The following is a 20,289-nucleotide window of genomic DNA, read 5'->3' as shown; positions in this document are numbered from 1 at the left end:
AGATCCTCCACTGAGCGGATCGGTGGAAAGCAAAAAGCCCCGGATTCCTCCGGGGCTTTTTGGTCCTATCGGTGAACTGCTGACCTTATGCTGCCTCGCCAGCCCTTTCGAATACGACCTCTCCACCACGGATCGTGAGATCGCAGCGCGTGTCGTGCAGAATTTCCTCCGGAGAGGCGGTCAGCAGGTTCCGGGAAAGCACCGCAACGTCAGCGGCAAGACCCGGAACGAGGCGGCCCCATTCATTCTCGGCCTTGTTCACGTAAGCGCCGAATTCAGTGAAGGCTGCGATGGCCTGCGCGATTGAGACGGTTTCCCCCTCGCTCATGACTGTCCCGTGGGAGGTCTTGCGGGTCAGCATCGAGTAGAAATTCGGGAAGGGATCGATGTCGCAGACGGGAGCGTCGCTGCCGGCTGCGGGCTTGAACCCGAGATCGATCCAGGTCCGAAGCGGGTAGGAAGGCTTTGCCCGCTTCTCACCAACCACCGAGATGTAGAGGTCTCCGAAGTCATAGATGAAGACCGGCTGCGGCACGGGCTCGACGCCGAGTCGCCTCATTCGGGCATTCTGGTCGGGTCTCGCATAGCCGGCGTGCTCGATCCGGTGGCGTCGTCCGGGGTCCGGCATGGCCTCGAGCGCAAGCTCGAAGGCATTGAGGGTCTGCTCGATCGCCGCATCGCCAATGGCATGAACCGCCAGCTGATAGCCCTTGGCGTGATAATCATGCACGAGGTCATTCATCTCATTATTGTGCAGAAGCATCAGCCCCTTCGTCTCGGGCTCGCCGAGATAGGGTTCCGTCATCGCCGCGGTCCGCCCACCTGCGCTGCCGTCCGTGAAGATCTTCACGGGCCCGACTCGCAGCATGGAGTCTCCTGCACCTGTCACGACCCCATCCGCATAGGCCTGCTCGACGATACCGCCCGGTCCACCGAGCAGGCACTGGGTCGTACGAACAGGCAGCCGCCCCAGCCGCTGAGCCGCACGATAGGCCGCAACCTCGCGGTAACCGGCCCGCATGCCGACGCCTGCATCCATTACACTGGTAATGCCATAGGACAGGCAGGCTCGGCCGGCATCGTCGATAGCCTGCACAAGCTCCTCATTCGTCGGCTCCGGGATTACTGCCTTCAAGCGATCCCGTCCAGTCTCAGCCAGGAGGCCCGTCAACCGTCCATTCCTTTGCTCGATGGCACCACCCTGCGGAACGGGTGTAGATTCATCGATTCCGGCAAGCTTCAAGGCAAGGGAGTTGCAGATCGTAACGTGCCCGCACGCTCTCACAATCGCAACAGGGTGGTCCGGTGCAGCTGCATCGAGCTCCTCGCGCAGAGGGTGTCGCCCAGCACTAAGAGCAAACTGGTCGTAACCTCTTCCCTGAATCCACTGGCCGGGCGGGGTAACGGAGGCACGCTCTCTAACTCTTTCGAGTAAGGCGGCGAGCGTCGGCGCAGACGCTGGGCGCACATCAACATGGCCCATGATGACGCCATAGGGGAGAAGGTGCATATGCGAGTCGCAAAGACCTGGCGTCGCAAGGCGTCCTGCAAGGTCGATCACGCGCGTCGACGGCCCGATCAGAGGCTCGATATCGGCTGCAGATCCTGTCGCCAGTACGCACCCTGCCCATAGGGCGACAGCTTCTTTGATGCCTTCAGAAAGCCCGCAGAATACATATCCATTTGTAAGGACAATATCGGCTTTGGGCAGAACTGACATAGAGCGCTCGCACAGGAAAGAGCGGCCACAGCAGCCGCTGCATGATGAGTATTGACAGATTGCACACCTTGTCGAGGGTCAGCAAGCTTCAACATGTGCTCCGTTGGCCTCCCCCCTTGAAACGCAAGCTGTTTCAGGTCTAGCTTGAGCTGTTAGCGACCAGATAAGGCGCACCATAAGAGGGAATACAATGACACAGTCGAAGCCTTTTGTCCGATGGCTCGCAATGAGTCTCATTGTGGGTACCGCGGCCCTTTCGGCAGCACCGGCCTCTGCACAATCAACGCTCGAGACGGTCAAGAAGCGCGGCAAGATCCTTTGCGGCGTGGCTCCCGTCTCTCCCGGCTTTTCCTTTGCGGACGACAAAGGAGCCCGAAAGGGCTTCGACGTCGATGTCTGCCGTGCGGTATCGGCTGCGATCTTCGGCGATTCGGAGAAGGTCGAATACGTTCCGCTCAATACCAATGTGCGCTTCCAGGCCGTCCAGTCGGGCGAGGTCGACATTCTGTCCCGGCAGAACACCTGGAGCTTCTCGCGCGATACCTCCCTCGGTCTCGATTTCGGACCGGTCGTCTTCTACGACGGCCAGGGCCTCATGGTTCCGACCAAGCTCAACGTGAAGAGTGCCTCCGAACTCGCGGATGCGGCCATCTGCCTTCTGCCCGGCACGACCACGCTCCAGAACCTGGAAGATTACTTCCGGCCCAAGAACATCAAGTACGAAGCCGTCGTGTTCGAAAATTCGGACGAGTGGCGCAATGCATTCTTCAGTGGGCGGTGCGACGCCATCACCTCGGACCGTTCAGACCTCGCCTCCGTTCGCGCCATCGCTAATGATCCTGATCAGTACGTCGTTCTGCCGGAAACAATCTCCAAGGAACCTCTCGCCCCGACGGTTCGCCAGGGCGATACCAACTGGCGCGATATCGTGAGCTGGACGGTCTATGCCCTCATCGCCGCCGAAGAGAAGGGTATCACCCAAGCCAATGTCGATGCCCATCTGAAGAGCGAAGATCCTGAGATTCAGCGTCTGCTTGGTGCGAGCGGTGACTTCGGGAAGATGCTCGGCCTCGACAACAATTGGTCATACAACGCCATCAAGGCCGTCGGAAACTACTCAGAGCTCTTTGAGCGGAATCTCGGCCCGAAGACGCGCCTGGGCCTGTCTCGTGGCCCCAACACGCTCTGGACCGAGGGAGGACTCCTGTACTCGCCGCCGTTCCGGTAACAGGAGATCAGCGGGCGGCCATCGGCTGCCCGCTTTTCCATAGAACATAGTGTGGAACCGAAGGTCTAGGCCAACGGTGCTCTCACCATGGGCGGACGCATAGGCTCAATTCCAGAAGTGGTATCTACTTTCGAGTTCGATGCCGCAGCTGCTACCGGAAAGGATTGGCATGCGCATTGATGCGTTGAGCGGGACGAGCCTCCTCTACAACCTGCGCTTCCGGGCAATACTCTATCAGGTCGTTGCCGTTGGAAGTGTCGTTCTCCTAGGACTGTATCTATTTTCGAACGTCTCAGAGAAGCTGGCAGAGCAGAACGTCGCCACGGGATTCGGGTTTCTTGATCGTGAAGCGGGCTTCGTGATCAGCCAAACGATCATCGACTACAAGCCGAGCGATACCTATGCCCGGGCGCTTCTTGCCGGTATCGTCAATACAGTTTGGGTTTCGGCCTGGGGCGTCGTTCTTGCGACGATCATCGGTCTATTCGTCGGCATTGCCCGCCTTTCACGCAATCCGCTGCTAGCTTTCCTTGCCTTTCTTTATGTTGAGGCGTTTCGCAATGTACCGCTCCTGCTCTACCTATTCCTCTGGTATGCGTTGATAGTCACAAGCCTTCCGTCTGTGCGGGAAGCATGGGAGATCCTACCCCACGTTTTTCTGAGCAACAGCGGCCTGAACGTGCCGTCTCTGGAATGGACCGATGCCCACACGGCGATCCTTATCGCGCTTGTTGCCGGGGGTGGGCTCGCGACACTGGTTCATCGAAGGGCAACGGCCGAGCGCATCAGAACAGGCAACGAGCGAACTACCTGGCCGCTGACCACCACAGTTCTACTCGCACCTCCGCTCCTGACTTTTCTGCTCATTCAGCCCGATATGGTGCTGAGCTTTCCCGAGAAGGGGCGCTTTCGCCTGACCGGGGGAGCACAACTCAGTCCGGAATTCACAGCCCTGCTAATCGGCTTGGCCCTCTCAGCATCGGCAGGTATTGCAGAGGTCGTGCGCAGCGGCATTCTATCCGTACACAAAGGCCAGCGGGAGGCGGCCCGCGCCCTTGGTATGAGAGATGGTCTGACGATGCGTCTCGTGGTTCTTCCTCAGGCGCTCCGGGTAATCATTCCGCCGCTCACGAGCAGCTATCTTAGCCTTTTTAAGAACTCGTCGCTTGCCATTGCCATCGGCTATCCAGACCTCGTGATGGTCTCTAACACCACTATGAACCAGACAGGACAAGCCATTGAAGGCATCGCGATCTTCATGCTGGTCTATCTCGGCCTGTCGATCTCAATCTCCATGTTCATGAACTGGTACAACAGCCGCGTCGCGTTGAAGGAACGGTAGGCCATGACAACCGCGACGGATATTGCCGAGGCACAGCTGAAGCGGCCGGCGGAGCGCCGGCCCGATTCAGGACGAGGCCTTCTCCACCGCACCTTCAAGCCGCTCATTGGAACGCCGGTGAATGCGGCAGTCACGCTGGCCTGTCTGTGGGTCCTGTGGCTTGGTATCAAGGGAACCTACGGCTGGCTCATTGCCCGCGCCGTTACCGAGGGCGGACCAGAAGCCTGCAAGGTCGGTCAGGGAGCATGCTGGCCGTTCTTTGAGGCGAAGCTGCGGTTCATGATCTTCGGCGTTTACCCGTATGAGGAGCACTGGCGCGTCCTACTCGTCATGGTGCTGTTTCTTGGGGCGATCGGCATCACGATGATCCCGCGGTTCTGGACGAAAGGCCTGTTGTATCTTTGGGGCAGCGTGATCATTGCGACCGCCGTTCTGATCTCGGGTGGCGTATTCGGGCTTCGCCATGTGCCGACGACCCAGTGGAGCGGGTTGCCTCTGTCGTTCCTGTTATCTGCCGTGGGCCTGGCCCTTGGCTTCCCTCTTGGAGTGGTTCTTGCGCTTGCCCGCGCATCCCAACTTCCGGCGATTAGGGTTCTGGCGGTCATCTTCATTGAAGTGATCCGGGGCGTACCCCTCATCAGCATCCTGTTCATGGCATCGGTGATGCTGCCCCTGTTTATGCCCAGTGGCATCACGGTGGACAAACTCCTGCGGGCGCAGATCGCCATCGTCATCTTTGCGGCGGCTTACATTGCCGAGGCGGTTCGCGGCGGCCTCCAGGCCATTCCACGGGGACAGTACGAGGCTGCGAACGCCATGGGCCTGCACTACTGGCAGGCGATGCGGCTCATTGTACTGCCGCAAGCTCTGAAGGTCTCGATTCCACCTCTCGTCAATATCTCCATTGGTTTCTTCCAGGATACGACTCTCGTGACGATCATCGGTCTTCTGGATTTCCTAACGACCGTTCGCACGGCGATGCAGGATCCGGCCTGGGTGGGCATCGCAGTCATGGAAGGCTACATCTTCGCAGCCGTCGTTTATCTGGTGTTGTCATACGGAATGGGAGCCTACAGCCGCTTCCTGGAGCGCCGCCTACGTCTCGGGTACGATTAGGGAATTCTGCGCATACTGAGAGGAGAAAACACCGTAGCCGCCGAGCACATGGTTCAAATATGGAGCGGAAGCGAATTGGATGCAAACCATATGCCGCAGCCGATCCCCTCCCAACCGCCATGCCCCGGCTCATACATCGATACTTGCTATAGCCGCATGATACCCCCATCCAAGAGCTAAGGGCCCGCGGACAGACCGCTTCCGGCAACTGATCGACCTATCCAGGCAGCAACGGTCCCCTACTCTTTAGGAACGTGTGGTGTTCTCTACAGCGGACGCTTGCTTACTTCTGAGGCGCGCCAAATTCGGACTCTCACTTACAGAGCTTCTTTTAGGTGGTCATCTGCTTGCGGAACTCGGCACGGATTGCATGGTCCGTGCAGACCTCCTCTCACTCCACGGCTATCAGAGTCTCCACCGATAAAAGACGTTATTGTTGCGGTATCCCAGTTTCAGATGACAGCCTTAGTCAGGAGTGGTCCACGCCGCGCCATCGCGCCATTCAACAGGTTGACGAACTCCTTGAATGTTATGGCCGGGGCGGCATCGACACCCATTCTCTTTGCCATGCGAATCCAGTCCTGTGCGGGATCATCGATGTTGAGCATCCGCTGAGCGTTACGCCCGAACTCCTTCGCTCCGACGGCCCGCCTCTCGCCCCGAAAGAATTTCGTACTTCCGGTTGGCGAGGACGATGGTGTTGGCGAAGCACACATCGATATCGCTTGCGAGGAGCTCGTCGCAAAGGCGGTCGGCACCATTCGTGGTCTGAGCGCTCCTTAGAGGTCTTTTCGTTATGCGGTGGTCGTGGCAAGCGCCGCCTTGTGGCGGGCATAGAGCGCCAGCCGCTCCTGCAGGCGCGGGTGGATCCCTTCTCCACTCCGGAAGCGGTCAAAGGCGGGGACGCTCTCAGCGAAATGGCAGGCGGCCTGGTGGCCGGCGCCGATCTCCCGAAGGGCCGGAACCTCGGAGCGGCAGCGCTCCTGTGCCAGCGGGCATCGGGTATGAAACCGGCACCCGGATGGCGGATTGAGCGGGCTCGGGAGGTCACCGCCCAGGCTTTTCATCGCCGTGCGGCGGGAGGGATCGGGCTCCGGCGCAGCCGCGAGCAGGGCCTGTGTGTAGGGATGACGGGGGTTGTCGTAGAGGCTCTTCTTGTCTGCGATCTCGACAATCTGCCCGAGATACATTACGGCAACACGGTCGGACACATGTTTCACGACCGCAAGGCCGTGAGAGATGAAGAGATAGGTGAGACCGAACTCCTGCTGGAGATCTTTGAGGAGATTCACGATCTGCGCCTGGATCGATACGTCGAGAGCCGAAACCGGCTCGTCGCAGACCACCAGACGCGGCGAGACAGATAGTGCCCGCGCAATGCCTATGCGCTGCCGCTGCCCTCCCGAGAACTCGTGCGGGTAGCGGTCCGCATGGTAGGGCGCCAGATCGACGAGGCGCAGGAGCTCGCGCACGCGGTCCCGGCGTGAAGCCCTGTCACCCACGTTGTGCACCACCATCGGCTCGGTGATGATCTCCTCAACCGTCATGCGCGGATTGAGGCTCGAATACGGATCCTGGAAGATGATCTGCATGTCGCGGCGCAGGCGCCGCATATCCTGCCGGGTGGCCTTGGTGATGTCCTGCCCATCGTAGCGGATCGTTCCGGATGTGCACTCGATCAGGCGCATCGCAAGTCGTGCGGTCGTCGACTTTCCACACCCGCTTTCGCCGACGACGGCGAGCGTTTCGCCGGGCATCAGCTGAAAACTCACCCCGTCGACGGCACGGACTGTGCCGACCTCCTTCTGGATGATGAGGCCCTTCTTGACCGGGTAGAGCTTGCGAACGTCCTCCAGCTCGAGAAGCGGCTTCGTCATACGTGATCCTCCAGCGGCGCTTTCCAGCAGGCGACGGCATGAGCATCGGTCAACGCCGCGAGTGCAGGCTGATCAACGCGGCACTCGCTACCAACGAAAGGGCAGCGCGGATTGAAGCGGCAGCCTGGCGGTAACCTGAAGGGCGGCGGGACGACGCCGGAGATGGCGACGAGGCGATTCACGTCCTCCTCCATCCGCGGCATGGAGCCCATGAGGCCGATCGTATAGGGGTGCTGCGGCTCCTGGAAGACCTGACCGACCGGCGCTCTCTCCACAACCTTCCCGGCATACATGACGGCCACTTCGTCGGCGACCTGCGCGACGACGCCGAGATCATGGGTGATTAAGATAATTGCCATGCCGGTTTCGGCCTGAAGTTCCCGGAGCAACTCCAGAATCTGCGCCTGAATCGTGACATCGAGAGCTGTCGTCGGCTCGTCCGCAATGAGGAGATCCGGCTTGCAGGCAAGAGCCATCGCGATCATCACGCGCTGGCGCATGCCGCCCGAGAGCTGGTGCGGATACTCATCGAACCGGCGCTCGGGCGAGGGAATGCGTACCTTGCGAAGGGCTTCGATCGCCTCCTCCTTCAGGCGCGCGGACGTTTCCTTGCGGTGCGCACGCAGCGCCTCGACGATCTGGAACCCGACGGTATGAACCGGATTGAGGCTTGTCATCGGCTCCTGGAAGATCATCGATATACGGTTTCCGCGCAGGTCTCGCATCCTTGACGGCGGCAGCTTCGTCAGATCCGTTCCGCGGAACATCACCTGCCCATCGGCAATTCGCCCGGGCGGCGGGACGAGGCCCATAACGGAGAGAGACAGCATGCTCTTGCCGCTGCCGCTCTCGCCGACGATGCCGAGTGTCGTGCCCCTTTTGACGGATAGCGAAATGTCGTCCACAGCGCGGATCGCTCCGTTTCGGGTATTGAAGGCTGTGACAAGACCGCGGATGTCAAGGATGGTTTCGGACATGCCGTCTCCGTTACGCGAGCGGGAAGGTCAGAGGCGAATAGGCGCTGACCGGGCGGTTGGCATAATCGCGGGACGGAGCAAGCTCCTCCGTTCGCCTTTGGGCCTCACTCAGGCGCAGGGCGGCCTCTTCATAATTGAAGGCCAGGACCCTTCCTCCCTCGACAACCTTCTGGCCATCGATGAACACCGTGTCGACCGCACGTTCGGCCGCCGCATAGATGAGGCTACGGATCGGATCGCGGACCGGTTGCATCATGGGATGCGTTATGTCGACCAGCACCAGATCGGCCTTGCAGCCCGGCGCAAGGCGACCGATGTCATTGCGCAGCAGGGCTCGTGCGCTGCCCACAGTCGCAGCTTCGAACAGGTCGGTGGTCGTGAGGGTTTGAGGGCTTTCCGCCATCAGCCTGGCAACATAGGCCACGTGGCGCATTTCCTCGAGCATGTTGTGCGGATACGTGTCGGTCCCGAGCCCGATATTGAGTCCCGCCCGGCGATAGCGGCCAAAATCCTTCAAGGCGATCCCGCGCCTCATGAAGACCGTCGGGCAGTGAGCCACTGAGGTCCCGGAATCGACCAGAATGGTGAGGTCCTTTCGGCTGTGCCAGCCGGTGCGCGAATAGTCGTCGAGAAAGATGCCATGACCGATGATGCTTGTGTCGCCCAGCACGTCGAGGCTTTCGAGCCACTGGATCGGACTCAGCCCATGGCGACGGGTGATCTCATGGAATTCGACTGTGGATTGCGCCGCGTGGATCTGCCAGGGCAGCCCCCGCCGCTTCGCTTCGGCGTGACTGTCACGGATCAGGTCGGGCGTGCAGGTATCGATCTGAGACGGGCTGACCATTCCAAAAAGACGGCCGCTCGGATGGGCCTGCGCCTTCTCGATCACGCCGAGGGCCTGCTCCATCGCCTTCTCGCCGGCTTTCTCGTCCCACTGGTACTCCACTACGTGGCCGTTGCGAGTACCCCAGCTGGCAGATCGGAACATGGGCGACATACAGATCCGCAAGCCGCTCTGGGCTGCAAGATCGAGCCAATCCGGGTGGACACTGGACATGTCGGTCAGGGTCGTTACTCCGGACAGGAGAAGTTCCGAATAGGCGACCCGCACGCAATCGGCGACCGCTTCCGACTCCGGGCGTAGGATCGTCATGTACTCGTAGAGCGATGAGTTGTAGAGCGCGGGCGAGCCAAGCTCGTCCAAGAATCCCTTGTTCAGTGGCTCGCTTGCGGGGTGGGAGTGAATGTTGACGAGGCCGGGCATCACCATGCGCCCGGCCCCATCGATGTTTTCATCGGTGGGGCCTTGATAGTCTCGCCCGACGAATATGATCTCACCGTTCTCGAATGCGAGGTCGCCCTCTTGGATGTAGGTATGCCTGTTATGTTCCGCATCCCATCCAACCACGAAGGACGCATTCTTGATCACGGTGATGGTCATGGATGTCGTTCCGAATCTTGCGTTCAGCGCTTCAGCTTAATGTCGAGGCCCTTGTAGAGCCCTGCTCCATATACGCCGTGCGGCCGAGCCCCTTCGACGCGTTCACCAGTGACCAGCCACATCGGCTCGGACACCAGCGGAACCCAGACGCTCGCTTCGGTGAGTTGCTGCTGAACGGCGGCATTGGCGCCCTTACGCGTCGTGTCGTCCGTCGCGGTCGTGGCCGTTGCGAGAAGCTGATCGGTCTTCTCGTTCTTCCAGTTCATCCGGTTCGGCGTTGGCGTCTGCGTGCTGCGGAAATAGAGGTTGAGAGCTTCGTTCGCTGTCACATAGGGATACGACATGTAAAAGGCGTCGAACTCCTGCGTCGCGAGCTTGCCCCAGCCGACCGTGGCATCCCAGAGCTGGATCTTCATGTCGATGCCGATCTTACGCAGATCCGCCTGCATAGCCTCGGAGATGCGGGGGTTCACGGCGTTGCGCAGCCCATAGACCGTGAACGTCGCCTTCTGGCCGTCCTTCTCGCGAACACCGTCGGACCCGACCTTCCAGCCTGCCTCGTCGAGAAGCTTCGCAGCTGCGGCAGGATTAAATTTGGGCATCAGCGACGCGGACTGCGCATCAAAGTCCAGCACGGTCGGATTCAGGAGCGACTGCATCGGCGCACCCTTCCCGAAATACACAGCCTTGGCGATGGCATCCTTGTTGGTTGCCATATTCACGGCTCGGCGGATCACCTCGTCCTTCACCACGGGCTTGTCCACCTTGAAGCCCATGAAGGCGTCGTAGATGTAGTTCTTCTGCTGCTGCACCTTCATGCCGGGGATGCGAGAGATCGTGTCGAGGGCAATGTAGGGCATGTAGTAGGTGGCATCCGCCTGCTTGGCCTGCATGGCGGCCATCAGCGTATTCTGCTCAGGGATGACCCGCCACACGATCTGCTCGACCTGTGGCTTCGGATCCTTGTAGATCTCAGGTCCCCATGTGTAGTGGGGGTTCTTCTTGATCACAAAGTCCTGGCGCGGTGTCCAGCGGACCCAACAATAAGGACCAGTGGCGTTGAAGCCCTGCACGCCGAAATTTTCGCCGAGCTGCTCCACAGTCGCCTTGTCGACAACAGATGCGAAAGAAAGGCCGAGCTGGAACAGCAGGTCGGCGTAGGGTTCCTTCATCTCATAGACGACGGTGTAGTCGTCGGCGGCCTTGATGTCCTTGACCGGACCGCCGCGGAAAGAGACGGGCGACTTCGAAGCCGGATCTGTCCAGCGCTTAAGGGAATAGACGACGTCCTCTGCCCTCATCGGGCGGCCGTCGCAAAACTTCACATCCTCACGGAGCTTGAAGGTGTAGGTTTTTCCGTCCTCGGAGACCTCCCAGGACTTCGCCAGGAGCGGCTTGATTGTCTTCATATCGAAGTCGATGCTGACCAGGGTATCAGCGAGCATGTAGACGATCTCCGCCGCAGCCGTCGCGGTGGAGCGGATCGGATCGTATTTGTCGGCGTCGATGACGCGTAGGACCGTGAGCGTGTTGGCCTGCTGGGCCACGGCCGGCATGGAGCCGACCGTGAGAGCGGCTGCACCGGCGATGAGCACGAATTTCAAGGCTTTAGACATTCTCTGGTTCTCCTCTGGTAGTTTATTTGTTGAGCTTCGGGTCGAGTGCGTCCCGGAGCGCATCACCAAGAACGTTGAACGCAAGCACAATGATGAAGATGAACAGGCTCGGCAGAACCGAGACATGCGGCGCGAAGAACAGGAAATTTCGTCCATCCGCCGCCATGGCGCCGAGTTCCGCGGTCGGCGGCTGCGCACCCAGGCCAATGAACGACAGCGCGGCCCCGAGAAGGATGACCTGGCCGAAGCGCAGCGTAACGAACACGAAAATCGCCGAGAGGCAGTTCGGCAGGAGATGCTTTAGGATGAGGCGCCTGTCGCTCATGCCGAGGGCGCGCGCACCCTCAATGTAGTCCTGCTGCATGACGACAATTGCGGCGCCGCGAACCACGCGGGCCATCAGCGGCACCGTCGCGATGGACAGTGCGATGATGACGGCCGTGAGGCCGGGCCCGAAGATCGCGGCGATGGCGAGCCCGAAGAGGATGGCGGGGAAGGACAGCAGCACGTCCATTAGGCGCATCAGGAGGCCCGAAAGGCGTGAATAGTAGGCGGCGGCGAAGCCGACGACGGCCCCGATGCCACAGCCGATGAAAACCGCAGCGAACCCGATCATGAGGGTCGTCCGCAGGCCATAGAGCAGGCGGGTGATCATGTCGCGTCCCTGGCCGTCAGTTCCGAGCAGGGCAAGCTCTCCTGGCGGCTGCAACGTGAGCGCTAGGTCGCCGCCATAGGGATCGCCCGGCGCCAGCCACGGCGCGAAAAGCGCCGCGAGCAGGATGACCACCACCGTCACCAGGGCCACGCATGCACTCGGCTCACGTAGCAGGAGAAGAAGGACTGACGGGCGACGGACGATCCGGTCGGCCTCGGGCTGCTGCACGCTTACGGGGCTTTGTGGGATCACGATACCGTCGCTCATGCGCCCCTCACTCTCGGATCAAGCACTGCGTAAAGCACGTCCACGGCAAGGTTCACGAGAATGAAGCCGACCGATAGGACGATGATGGTTCCCTGTGCCATCGGTAGGTCGCTGGATAGGATTGCTCCCACCGCTAGCCGGCCGATTCCCGGCCAGCTAAACACGGTTTCCGTCACCACCGCGCCGCCGAGCAGGAAGCCAATCTGGAGGCCGATGAGGGTCACCACCGGCACGAGAGCGTTGCGCAGGGCATGACGGGTCACCACGGTGCGCTCCGGAAGGCCCTTGGCCCGAGCAGTGCGGACGTGATCCGCCCCCAGCACGTCGAGAACGGAGGACCGCGTCATGCGGGCCACCGGCCCCACGAAGACGCCACCGAGGGTGATCGCCGGCATGATAACCGCCTTGAACCCTTCCCAGGTCCAGATCGGTCCGGGCCGCCCAGTGAAGGGCAGGATCTGGTACTGGAAGCCCAGGAACCAGATCAAAATCAGGCCCAGGAAGAAGACCGGGATCGACACGCCTGCCACGGAGGCGGCCATAATGATCCGGTCGAGGAACGTGCCCCGATAGTAAGCCCCGACCGTTCCCATGACGATGCCGAGCGGAATGGCCCAGATCAGGGAAGCGAGCATCAGCTCAAGCGTCGGGCCGATGGTTGCTCCCAGTTCCTGCGTGACGGGAACATTGTTGATGATCGACACGCCGAGGTCACCCTGGAGCAAACGTTCCATATAGATGAAGAACTGCTTCCAGAGCGGCTCATTGAGGCCGAGTTCCTGACGGATCGCCTCGATCACCTCCATGCTTGCGGTCGGACCCGCCCGGACGATGGCCGGATCCGTCGGTACCACCTGCATGAGGAAGAAGCCGAGGAGAAGAACCCCGAAGAGAACGGGCACCGCGAGGAGCAATCGCTCGAGCGTATGGCGCAGCATGTAATACCGTCCTATTCTGCGGCGGTGGCGAGTTGACCCTCACGGTCGTAGACCACCCTGCCGGCAAGGATGGTCATGTCGCACCGGACTTCCTTCTCGACCTTCACAGGATCGACTGCGAAGATGTCATGCGACAGGATGGCGATATCAGCGAGCTGCCCCGGGATCAGTCGACCCACATCCTCTTCCGCGAATTGCGTGTAGGCGCCGCAATAGGTGTAGGCGTGGACAGCTTCCTCCATCGTCAGCTTTTCGCTACCGCCGATCTCCGTATGACGCTTCGTCTGGCGCGTCACCATGGTGAAGAGGTTCTGGAACGGATTGGTGGCGCAGACCGGGGCATCCGAGCTTGCAGCCGGATGGAGGCCGGCGTTGAGCCACTTCTTCATGGGATAGGCGGCGTTCGCGCGCTCCTCGCCCAGATTGTGCACGTAGAGATCGCCAAACTCGTACATGAAGAGAGGCTGAGGCACGGGCTCAATCCCCGCCGCCGCCATGCGGGCCAGCTGTCCGTCCGTGAGGAATCCGCAATGCTCGATCCGGTGACGGCGGCCGGCGATGGGCTGCTCCGGTTTTCCCGCCTTCTCGATGCCGGTCAGGACTTGCTCGATCGCCGCGTCGCCGATGGCATGGATCGCGAGCTGGTATCCGAGCTTGTGGTAATGCGCGAGATAGCCATGCATCTCGGCATCGGTGTAGCAGAAGATGCCCCGGTTCTCCGGATCTCCCACGACATACGGCTCGCTCATGGCGGCGGTCAGCCCGCCGGCGCTGCCGTCGCCGAAAACTTTCATGGCGCCGTAGCGCAGGAGGCCGACCTTGCGGCCGAAGCGGTAGCCGGCGGCGTGAGCCTCGTCGCCGATTCCGTCCGCATTGCCGTAGATGCAGACCCATGTGCGCACGGGCAGCCGCCCGCCGCGGGCCGCCTCCTCATAGGCCGCAAGCTCGTCCATTCCAGCCAGCATACCCACGGCGGCGTCCATAACGCTCGTGAAGCCCTGCGAGAGCATGTAAACCCCTGCCCGCTCCGCGGCAGCGATCAGCTCTTCCCTGGAAGGCTTCGGCATCGCGTTCACGACGAGACGCAGGGAAAGCTCGGCCAGGAGACCAGTGAGCTTGTTGTCGCGGCGCTCGATTAGTCCGCCTTCGGGGCTCGGCGTGTTGTGACCAATCCCGGCCTCGCGCATCGCTAGCGTGTTGATGACGCCCACATGCCCGCAGGTGCGCTTGATATAGACCGGATTGTTTGGCGCGACGCGGTCAAGCTCTTCGGCTGTCGGGTGACGGCCCTCGGCCAACTCGTTGTGGTCGTATCCGCGGCCTGTGATCCATGCGCCCGGAGGCTTCGACTTCGCCGCCTCGCCGACCCGGCGCAGAAGCTCGTCCATACTCGTCACGCCCTCTTCCGGGCGGAGGTTCACTTCCTGCATGCCGAGCCCGAGCGGAATGAGATGCATGTGCGCATCGTTGAGACCGGGAATGGCCACGCGTCCGTCAAGATTGATTATCCGGGTCGAGGGCCCACGCAGGGCCTCCACATCTGCCACGCTGCCTGCGGCAAGGACCCGATCGCCCCCGATAGCTAGCGCTTCGACGAAACCTTCCCTGAGGCCAGAAAAGATCTTTCCTCCAGAGATGATCGCATCAGCCTTCTGCATTTTCCCTCTCCCGTGCCGCGGATCCCCCAGTGGTGGAACATCTCTGCGGTATCGTATTCTGTTGCCGATGAAGCGTTGGGTGGGCGCCTGCCCGTTCGAGTACCGCGAGCAGCACGCACCGAACCAGAAATTCAAGTCGCCTGTGTGCGAAGTCTCAGCGGGGCAGAGCCATGGTGAGTTGCGTGAGCAGCCGGGAGCGGCACGCTTGTTTCAAGGCCAGGGACACGCCCGATTATGAAACCCATTGAATTCTTCCCGCCTTATCTGGATTATTGTGTTCCCTAATATAAGACTTGCTCAAGATTATGAGCAGGACAATCAACCGGAGGTGGCAATAACGGGTAGAGGTGGTGATTTTTTGCCCAGTGGCGATATAGAATTTTCCTCAAATGCTTGCAAAGGAGGCATCCAGACGCTGGCAGTGCGTCGTATTGCCGATGTATATAATTCTGAGCAAACATGGCCTCACCCTCGGGCGCACCCTCACAACGAGTCCCAGGAGCAGATACCTATGACGGCGGTTCTCGACGGATTGCGCGAGGCGCTGGGAATGGAATGCGTCAGAATCGGAACCGACATTCCCCGGAAACATTTCGGGGATACGAGCGGCGCGAGAGTGTGTGCACCTCTCGCCCTGGTTCTCCCGCGCTCGACAGAGGACGTGTCGCGCTGCCTGGAGATCTGCCACATGCATGGTCAGAGGGTCGTTACCCAAGGCGGCATGACCGGATTGGCTGGCGGGGCCAATCCACAGGAGAACGAGATTGCGCTCTCGCTTGAGCGGTTGGTCGGGGTAGAGGAGATCGATCACGACAGTGCCACGCTGACCGCACTCGCCGGCACGCCCCTTGCTGTCATCCAATCTGCTGCCGAGGAAGCGGGATTTCTGTGCGGAATCGATCTCGGCGCACGTGGCACGTGCACCATCGGCGGCAACGTGGCGACTAATGCTGGCGGCAATCAGGTTCTGCGCTATGGAATGACACGCCGGAACGTGCTGGGCCTGGAGGCCGTGCTGCCCGATGGACGTGTGCTTCGCTCGCTCAACAAGATGATGAAGAACAATGCCGGCTACGATTGGACGCAGCTGTTCATCGGCAGTGAAGGCACGTTAGGCGTCATCACCCGCATCGTGCTTGCACTGCACCCGCGCCCGCAGGGCCTTGCATCAGCGCTCTGCGCAGTCGGTACCTTCGCGAATGCGCTCATGTTGCTGCGTCGGCTCGACAGCCGCTTCCCGGGTCGCCTACTCGTGTTTGAGGCCATGTGGCGCGAGTACATGGATATCGCCATCAACCGCTCGGGTCTCACGCAACCCTTCGCCGATCGGCACGAGATCACGCTGCTGATCGAGGCCGCGATGGGCGCGGATCGGGGAGCGGAGGATGCATTCGCCGAGGCTCTTGCGGAGTTCATCGAGGGAGACATCGTCATCGATGCCGCCATCGCTCAGTCGGGAAACGACCGCAGGCGGTTTTGGGCCTATCGCGAGGCCAACTACGAGTTCGACCGCGTTCTCCCGAAAGGCTCCCACTTTGACGTCAGCATTCCCCTCTCCAGGATGGCGGAGGCTGTGGATCTTCTGCGCCGGCGCAGCCACGCCCGCTGGCCGGACTCAGTGCTCATTGTGTTCGGCCATGTGGCGGACAGCAACATTCATCTCTCCCTTTGCGACGTGAGCTACGACGAGGCCGTTGGCCAGGAGATGAACGAGGTCGTCTACGGCATTGTGTCGGAAGTCGGCGGCACAATCTCTGCCGAGCACGGCATTGGCGTTCTGAAGCGTCCATATCTCTCTATGAGTCGCACTACATCGGAACTTGACCTGATGAGAACGCTCAAGGACGCGCTCGACCCGAAGGGAATTCTTAATCCGGGCCGTGTCCTCGCACCGGCGTGAGCTGCATTACCCCGGATTCGAGAGGGCTTCGGAGCGCTTGATCTCAATTTCGATGAACGCGATCGGATGATCTGAGCCGTTCATGACGTCGAGCTCGAGCCCCGAGTCGCGCGAATAGGTCTTTCCAGCCACGGGGACACCTCGGTGGCATTGTCCCCTGCGCGGATACGAAGAGTGCCGTCGGCCAGCATCACCACGAAGTAGGGCCATCGTGGCGGTGCTGTCTCATCACCGCGCCGGGAGCGAAATCCCACCGCGTGATCCGAACATCGGAATTCTCCTGCTGGATCGTCGGAACGGTGCACTTAAAGCTGATGCTCCCTTTCGTTCTTGCTCACTGCTTACGGTGGTCTGCCTTGTGAGGCTGCGGGTCGGGTTCAACGGCCAGCGCGCGACAAGAGCGTGCAGCAGGACATTGCGCCAGGCGCGATATCCTCTAGCGTGGCGAGTTCGGCATTATTGTGGGTGATGCCGTCGCGGCAAGGGGTAAAGATCATTGCGGTCGGGCGGATCCCTGCGAGCAAATACATATCGTGTCCGACCTGGCTGGGCGGGCCCCTGTGGGAGTAGCCCAAGGCGCTCGCGAGAGATCTGATCAAGGCGGCAAGATCGCTGTCGAAAATCGAGCCGCCCCAGGTCCAGCGATCCCCCTCCTCGTTCGTCCAGTTCACGATCTCGAGCTCAATCGGGCGTCGGGTCTAGTATCCGGGATCGTTGAGCGTGCGCACCGCCTCAAGGACGTGGAGGGTCCCGTCGAAGCGTCCTCCGGTGGTGAGGGAGGGCCCGACGACTTCGCTGAGTGCATCATTGAGGATGCCGATCCCTCAGCCTGCTACGTCGGCCCGGAGCTGATGAGCCCGAGCGCGGGCTTGGCGATGATCAGCGGTGCTGGTGTTGGCAGGACGGCGGAAGAGATTTGCGACCTGATTGTGGGCTGAAAGAAAGCGCTGGGCCTCCCCGGCGGATTCTAAGCGTTCATGAGTAGCTCGCGTCGCCGGGGTGGTTGGTGGCTGTTCTCTGCGAGGTCATTCAATCCGCGATGCCGCCGATGCTCCATGCTTACCATGATCCCTCGCTCGGCCGCGCCGTAGCTAGCAAACTTGTCCGCGTCCATCACCCGAGGCGGAAAGCCCTGCTTCTTAAGCAACTTGCGCACTAGGCGCTTGGCCGCCTTTGCACTCCGGCGGCTCTGAACCGGGACATTAAGCACGGCCCCGTGCTGGTCCACAGCCCGCCAGAGCCAATGCTTCTGGCCAGCAATGTTGATCACACACCGTCGAGATGGCATTTATCTCTGGGTGCGGGCAGGCGCCAGCGGATCAGATTGGCGCGGCCCTGGCCAAATATCAGCACCCTTTGCCGGACCGTCTCATGGCTCACTTCGATACCTCGGGTGGCTAGCATCTCCTCAGCCATTCGCAGGCTCAAGGGGAAGCGGAAGTAAGTCAAACAACTTGGCTGATCACTTCAGCCGGAAAGCAGTAGCCGGCACAATGGGGATGATGGGTCTTATTCATCCCTTACCGATGCCCCGATCCGGTCGCCCTGAGTCAATTTGACGGTGCTCTTTCAGGAGAGCGCCACAGTAAGCGGCTCATCCTAGAGAGTTCTCTCCCTCCCCCTTCCATCGGCAGCAGCTACAGCTTAGTCTCCGATGCTAATCTTTTTTTCGAACCGCAAACCGCATAGGTCTCTCGTACTTAACCAAAAGCGGCGCAGGCAAGGCATGCTGTCGAGCCTGCCACTGTCTGCGACAGCATTCACAGTGAGGGCAAGGACTTGAGCGAACAACTGAGCACGGTTGTAGAGCAGCTGATTGCAGAGCACCGCAATGGAATGAAGTTCCACAAGTTCGACGAAATCAGCAACCTGTCCGATGCGTATCGTGTGCAGGATGCGTACGTGGCCGCTATCATCGGCGACGATACCTGTGCTGGTTACAAGATTGGCTTGACCTCCAAGCGTATGCAGCAGATGTGCGGAATTGATCAGCCGATCTGTGGCACGATCTTCAGCAGCAAAGTGTTCAGGACCGGCACCCGCTTATTGATGTCCGACTTCGGTCGCCTCGGCCTCGAATTCGAGATCTGCGTCCGTTTGGGCCGAGATTTGGATGCGCGCGAGGGACCGTTCGCGCCCGAGCAGGTGGGCGAGGCCATTGATGCGGTTGCTGCAGCCATCGAACTCGTTGACGATCGCCAAGCCGACTACAGCATTCTCGATATCAACTCCCTCGTCGCCGATAACTCCTGGAACGCCGGAGTCGTCCTGGGTGCTTTTACGCCCCCCCCTGCCCGATTGGATATTCTCGAGGGAATCGCTTACCAGGACGGCATCGAAATTGGTCGCGGCCAAGGTGCAGATGCACTCGGACATCCACTCGTGCCGCTCGCATGGCTAGCGAGCCATCTTGCCGCCACCGGCCGCTGGCTGCGCAAGGGCGACATCGTCATGACCGGTAGCATCATCACAACCCGGTTTCCGACCGCGCCCTTCACTTACCGCTTCGATGTGGTCGGGCTAGGGAGTGTGGAAGTCAGCGGCAGCTAAGACCCGATGACATCAAGGGACCGCTCGTCCCTGGTCCAGAGTACACGCTGAGTCTGGGAGGTACACCGAGGGAAGATGCGCCCTCACCCACTGGCGGATTCAGACGATAGCCATTTCATGGCCGCTCGCCTGCTGCGACTCTGCCCCGGGACCGAGAACAGTCTGGAGACAGAATGACACGGCAGGAGTACTGTTGTGTCATCTGGCGATAGGGACCAGGAAAAGCGAGGGGACTTTCACCATGACTGCATCATCGCTGAGCTTCAGACTTGCTGTCGTGTTCGTCATCGTTGGAATTGCTATGGGCATCGGCATGGCCGCCTCCCAGAACCATGCCATCATGCCCGCCCATGCTCATCTCAACCTGCTTGGGTGGGTGTCGCTCTTTCTGTTCGGCATCTACTATGAGCGCCGTCCTGCTCTTGATACCAGCCGCCTTGCCTTGATGCAGGTTGGCCTCTGGTCAGCCGGCACCATTGTTCTGACGGTGGCTGTGGCCGCGATTCACCTCGGCTATCCAGCGGCGGACCCGATTGCCGCCGTCGCATCATTGGTTGTGCTCGCAGCAATGTTCTTGTTTGCCTACTTCGTCTTCCGTCCTGCCGCATCAATTGCACCAGGGCGCCCAGTCCGGGTCACCCCGGCTGAGTAGCGGTGGCCCTTGGGGCGGCGGTGCCGCCCCAAGCGATTCGTTGACTGGGAAGTCGTGATCTAGGTTTTTGGTACGGCGGAAGTGCCTCGCAGAGAGCCGCACTGCACTTGCTCTGCAAGGTAATCATACGAATTTGTGCCTGAGGTACACCTGAGTTCGTCGGCGACAGGATTACAAAAGGGCAGCGTCCCACCGGAAGCAGCCAAGCTGCTGATCCCGGAAAGAATTCATTCTTCACCAGAAAAGCAACGTTACTTGGGCTTGCATCTGCTTCGGGTGAAATCAGAGCCATGGGTAGGGCTGTCTCAGTGCCTGTTTGAGAATGTCGCAGAGGGTCGGATTGGGGTAA

17 protein-coding genes and 1 pseudogene are annotated in these 20,289 nt (G+C 60.5%); 6 read left to right on the top strand and 12 right to left on the bottom strand.

The annotated features are described in order from the left end of the window. Positions 1 to 85: 85 nt before the first annotated feature. Positions 86 to 1,720 carry an amidohydrolase gene (locus LG661_RS21315; protein WP_230534028.1) on the bottom strand — a complete coding sequence of 545 codons (1,635 nt, stop codon included), beginning with the start codon at positions 1,718 to 1,720 and terminating at the stop codon, positions 86 to 88. A 190-nt stretch (positions 1,721 to 1,910) separates the two neighbouring features. On the opposite strand from LG661_RS21315, the gene LG661_RS21310 reads away from it, so the two are divergent. From LG661_RS21310 to LG661_RS21300, 3 genes are all read left to right on the top strand, one after another. After that, positions 1,911 to 2,948, top strand: coding sequence for an amino acid ABC transporter substrate-binding protein (locus LG661_RS21310; RefSeq protein WP_230534027.1), 1,038 nt, complete (start codon positions 1,911 to 1,913; stop codon positions 2,946 to 2,948). Between the two features lie 169 nt (positions 2,949 to 3,117). After that, positions 3,118 to 4,290 (top strand): amino acid ABC transporter permease, encoded by a 1,173-nt coding sequence (locus tag LG661_RS21305; protein WP_230534025.1) that lies wholly within the window; start codon positions 3,118 to 3,120, stop codon positions 4,288 to 4,290. Between the two features lie 3 nt (positions 4,291 to 4,293). Then, positions 4,294 to 5,406, top strand: coding sequence for an amino acid ABC transporter permease (locus LG661_RS21300; protein WP_230534024.1), 1,113 nt, complete (start codon positions 4,294 to 4,296; stop codon positions 5,404 to 5,406). A gap of 452 nt (positions 5,407 to 5,858) precedes the next feature. On the opposite strand, the gene LG661_RS21295 is transcribed toward LG661_RS21300, so the two are convergent. From LG661_RS21295 to LG661_RS21260, 8 genes are all read right to left on the bottom strand, one after another. Further along, on the bottom strand, positions 5,859 to 6,014 hold the full coding sequence (locus LG661_RS21295) for a hypothetical protein (protein ID WP_230534023.1): 156 nt from the start codon (positions 6,012 to 6,014) through the stop codon (positions 5,859 to 5,861). Positions 6,015 to 6,200: 186 nt separating this feature from the next. Further along, the gene (locus LG661_RS21290) at positions 6,201 to 7,283 is read right to left on the bottom strand and encodes an ABC transporter ATP-binding protein (RefSeq protein ID WP_230534022.1); all 1,083 of its coding nucleotides are present in this window, start codon (positions 7,281 to 7,283) and stop codon (positions 6,201 to 6,203) included. Next, positions 7,280 to 8,260: an ABC transporter ATP-binding protein gene (locus LG661_RS21285; protein WP_230534021.1), complete on the bottom strand. Its 981-nt coding sequence runs from the start codon at positions 8,258 to 8,260 to the stop codon at positions 7,280 to 7,282. The genes LG661_RS21290 and LG661_RS21285 overlap by 4 nt, the downstream gene beginning before the upstream one ends. A 10-nt stretch (positions 8,261 to 8,270) precedes the next feature. After that, on the bottom strand, positions 8,271 to 9,704 hold the full coding sequence (locus LG661_RS21280; RefSeq protein ID WP_230534020.1) for an amidohydrolase family protein: 1,434 nt from the start codon (positions 9,702 to 9,704) through the stop codon (positions 8,271 to 8,273). Between the two features lie 23 nt (positions 9,705 to 9,727). Further along, entirely contained in the window at positions 9,728 to 11,320 is a 1,593-nt protein-coding gene (locus LG661_RS21275; protein WP_230534019.1) for an ABC transporter substrate-binding protein, read from the bottom strand. Positions 11,321 to 11,342: 22 nt separating this feature from the next. Beyond that, a complete protein-coding gene (locus LG661_RS21270; protein WP_230534018.1) occupies positions 11,343 to 12,242 on the bottom strand; it encodes an ABC transporter permease in 900 nt (299 codons plus the stop codon). Next, positions 12,239 to 13,180, bottom strand: a complete 942-nt coding sequence (locus tag LG661_RS21265) for an ABC transporter permease (RefSeq protein ID WP_230534017.1) — start codon at positions 13,178 to 13,180, stop codon at positions 12,239 to 12,241. Before LG661_RS21265 ends, LG661_RS21270 begins: the two co-directional genes overlap by 4 nt. An 11-nt stretch (positions 13,181 to 13,191) precedes the next feature. Then, positions 13,192 to 14,838: an amidohydrolase gene (locus LG661_RS21260; protein WP_230534015.1), complete on the bottom strand. Its 1,647-nt coding sequence runs from the start codon at positions 14,836 to 14,838 to the stop codon at positions 13,192 to 13,194. Between the two features lie 511 nt (positions 14,839 to 15,349). On the opposite strand from LG661_RS21260, the gene LG661_RS21255 reads away from it, so the two are divergent. Continuing rightward, positions 15,350 to 16,738: an FAD-binding oxidoreductase gene (locus tag LG661_RS21255; protein WP_230534013.1), complete on the top strand. Its 1,389-nt coding sequence runs from the start codon at positions 15,350 to 15,352 to the stop codon at positions 16,736 to 16,738. A gap of 6 nt (positions 16,739 to 16,744) precedes the next feature. On the opposite strand, the gene LG661_RS25165 is transcribed toward LG661_RS21255, so the two are convergent. The 3 genes and pseudogenes from LG661_RS25165 to LG661_RS21245 form a co-directional block, all read right to left on the bottom strand. Continuing rightward, positions 16,745 to 16,870: a cupin domain-containing protein gene (locus tag LG661_RS25165; RefSeq protein WP_268995501.1), complete on the bottom strand. Its 126-nt coding sequence runs from the start codon at positions 16,868 to 16,870 to the stop codon at positions 16,745 to 16,747. A 245-nt stretch (positions 16,871 to 17,115) separates the two neighbouring features. Further along, positions 17,116 to 17,409 (bottom strand): M20/M25/M40 family metallo-hydrolase, encoded by a 294-nt coding sequence (locus tag LG661_RS21250; protein WP_230534012.1) that lies wholly within the window; start codon positions 17,407 to 17,409, stop codon positions 17,116 to 17,118. Positions 17,410 to 17,562: 153 nt separating this feature from the next. Next, positions 17,563 to 18,255: pseudogene (locus LG661_RS21245) on the bottom strand (IS6 family transposase). 262 nt (positions 18,256 to 18,517) lie between these two features. Between LG661_RS21245 and LG661_RS21240 the strand changes: the two are divergent. After that, a complete protein-coding gene (locus tag LG661_RS21240) occupies positions 18,518 to 19,288 on the top strand; it encodes a 2-keto-4-pentenoate hydratase (protein ID WP_230534011.1) in 771 nt (256 codons plus the stop codon). Positions 19,289 to 19,565: 277 nt separating this feature from the next. Further along, the gene (locus LG661_RS21235) at positions 19,566 to 19,940 is read left to right on the top strand and encodes a hypothetical protein (RefSeq protein WP_322098902.1); all 375 of its coding nucleotides are present in this window, start codon (positions 19,566 to 19,568) and stop codon (positions 19,938 to 19,940) included. Positions 19,941 to 20,289 lie beyond the last annotated feature (349 nt).

This window comes from Microvirga roseola (assembly GCF_020866965.1).
Taxonomy (GTDB): domain Bacteria; phylum Pseudomonadota; class Alphaproteobacteria; order Rhizobiales; family Beijerinckiaceae; genus Microvirga; species Microvirga roseola.
Note: the sequence above shows the minus strand (reverse complement) of the source record. Positions and strands in the feature narration are given on the sequence as shown.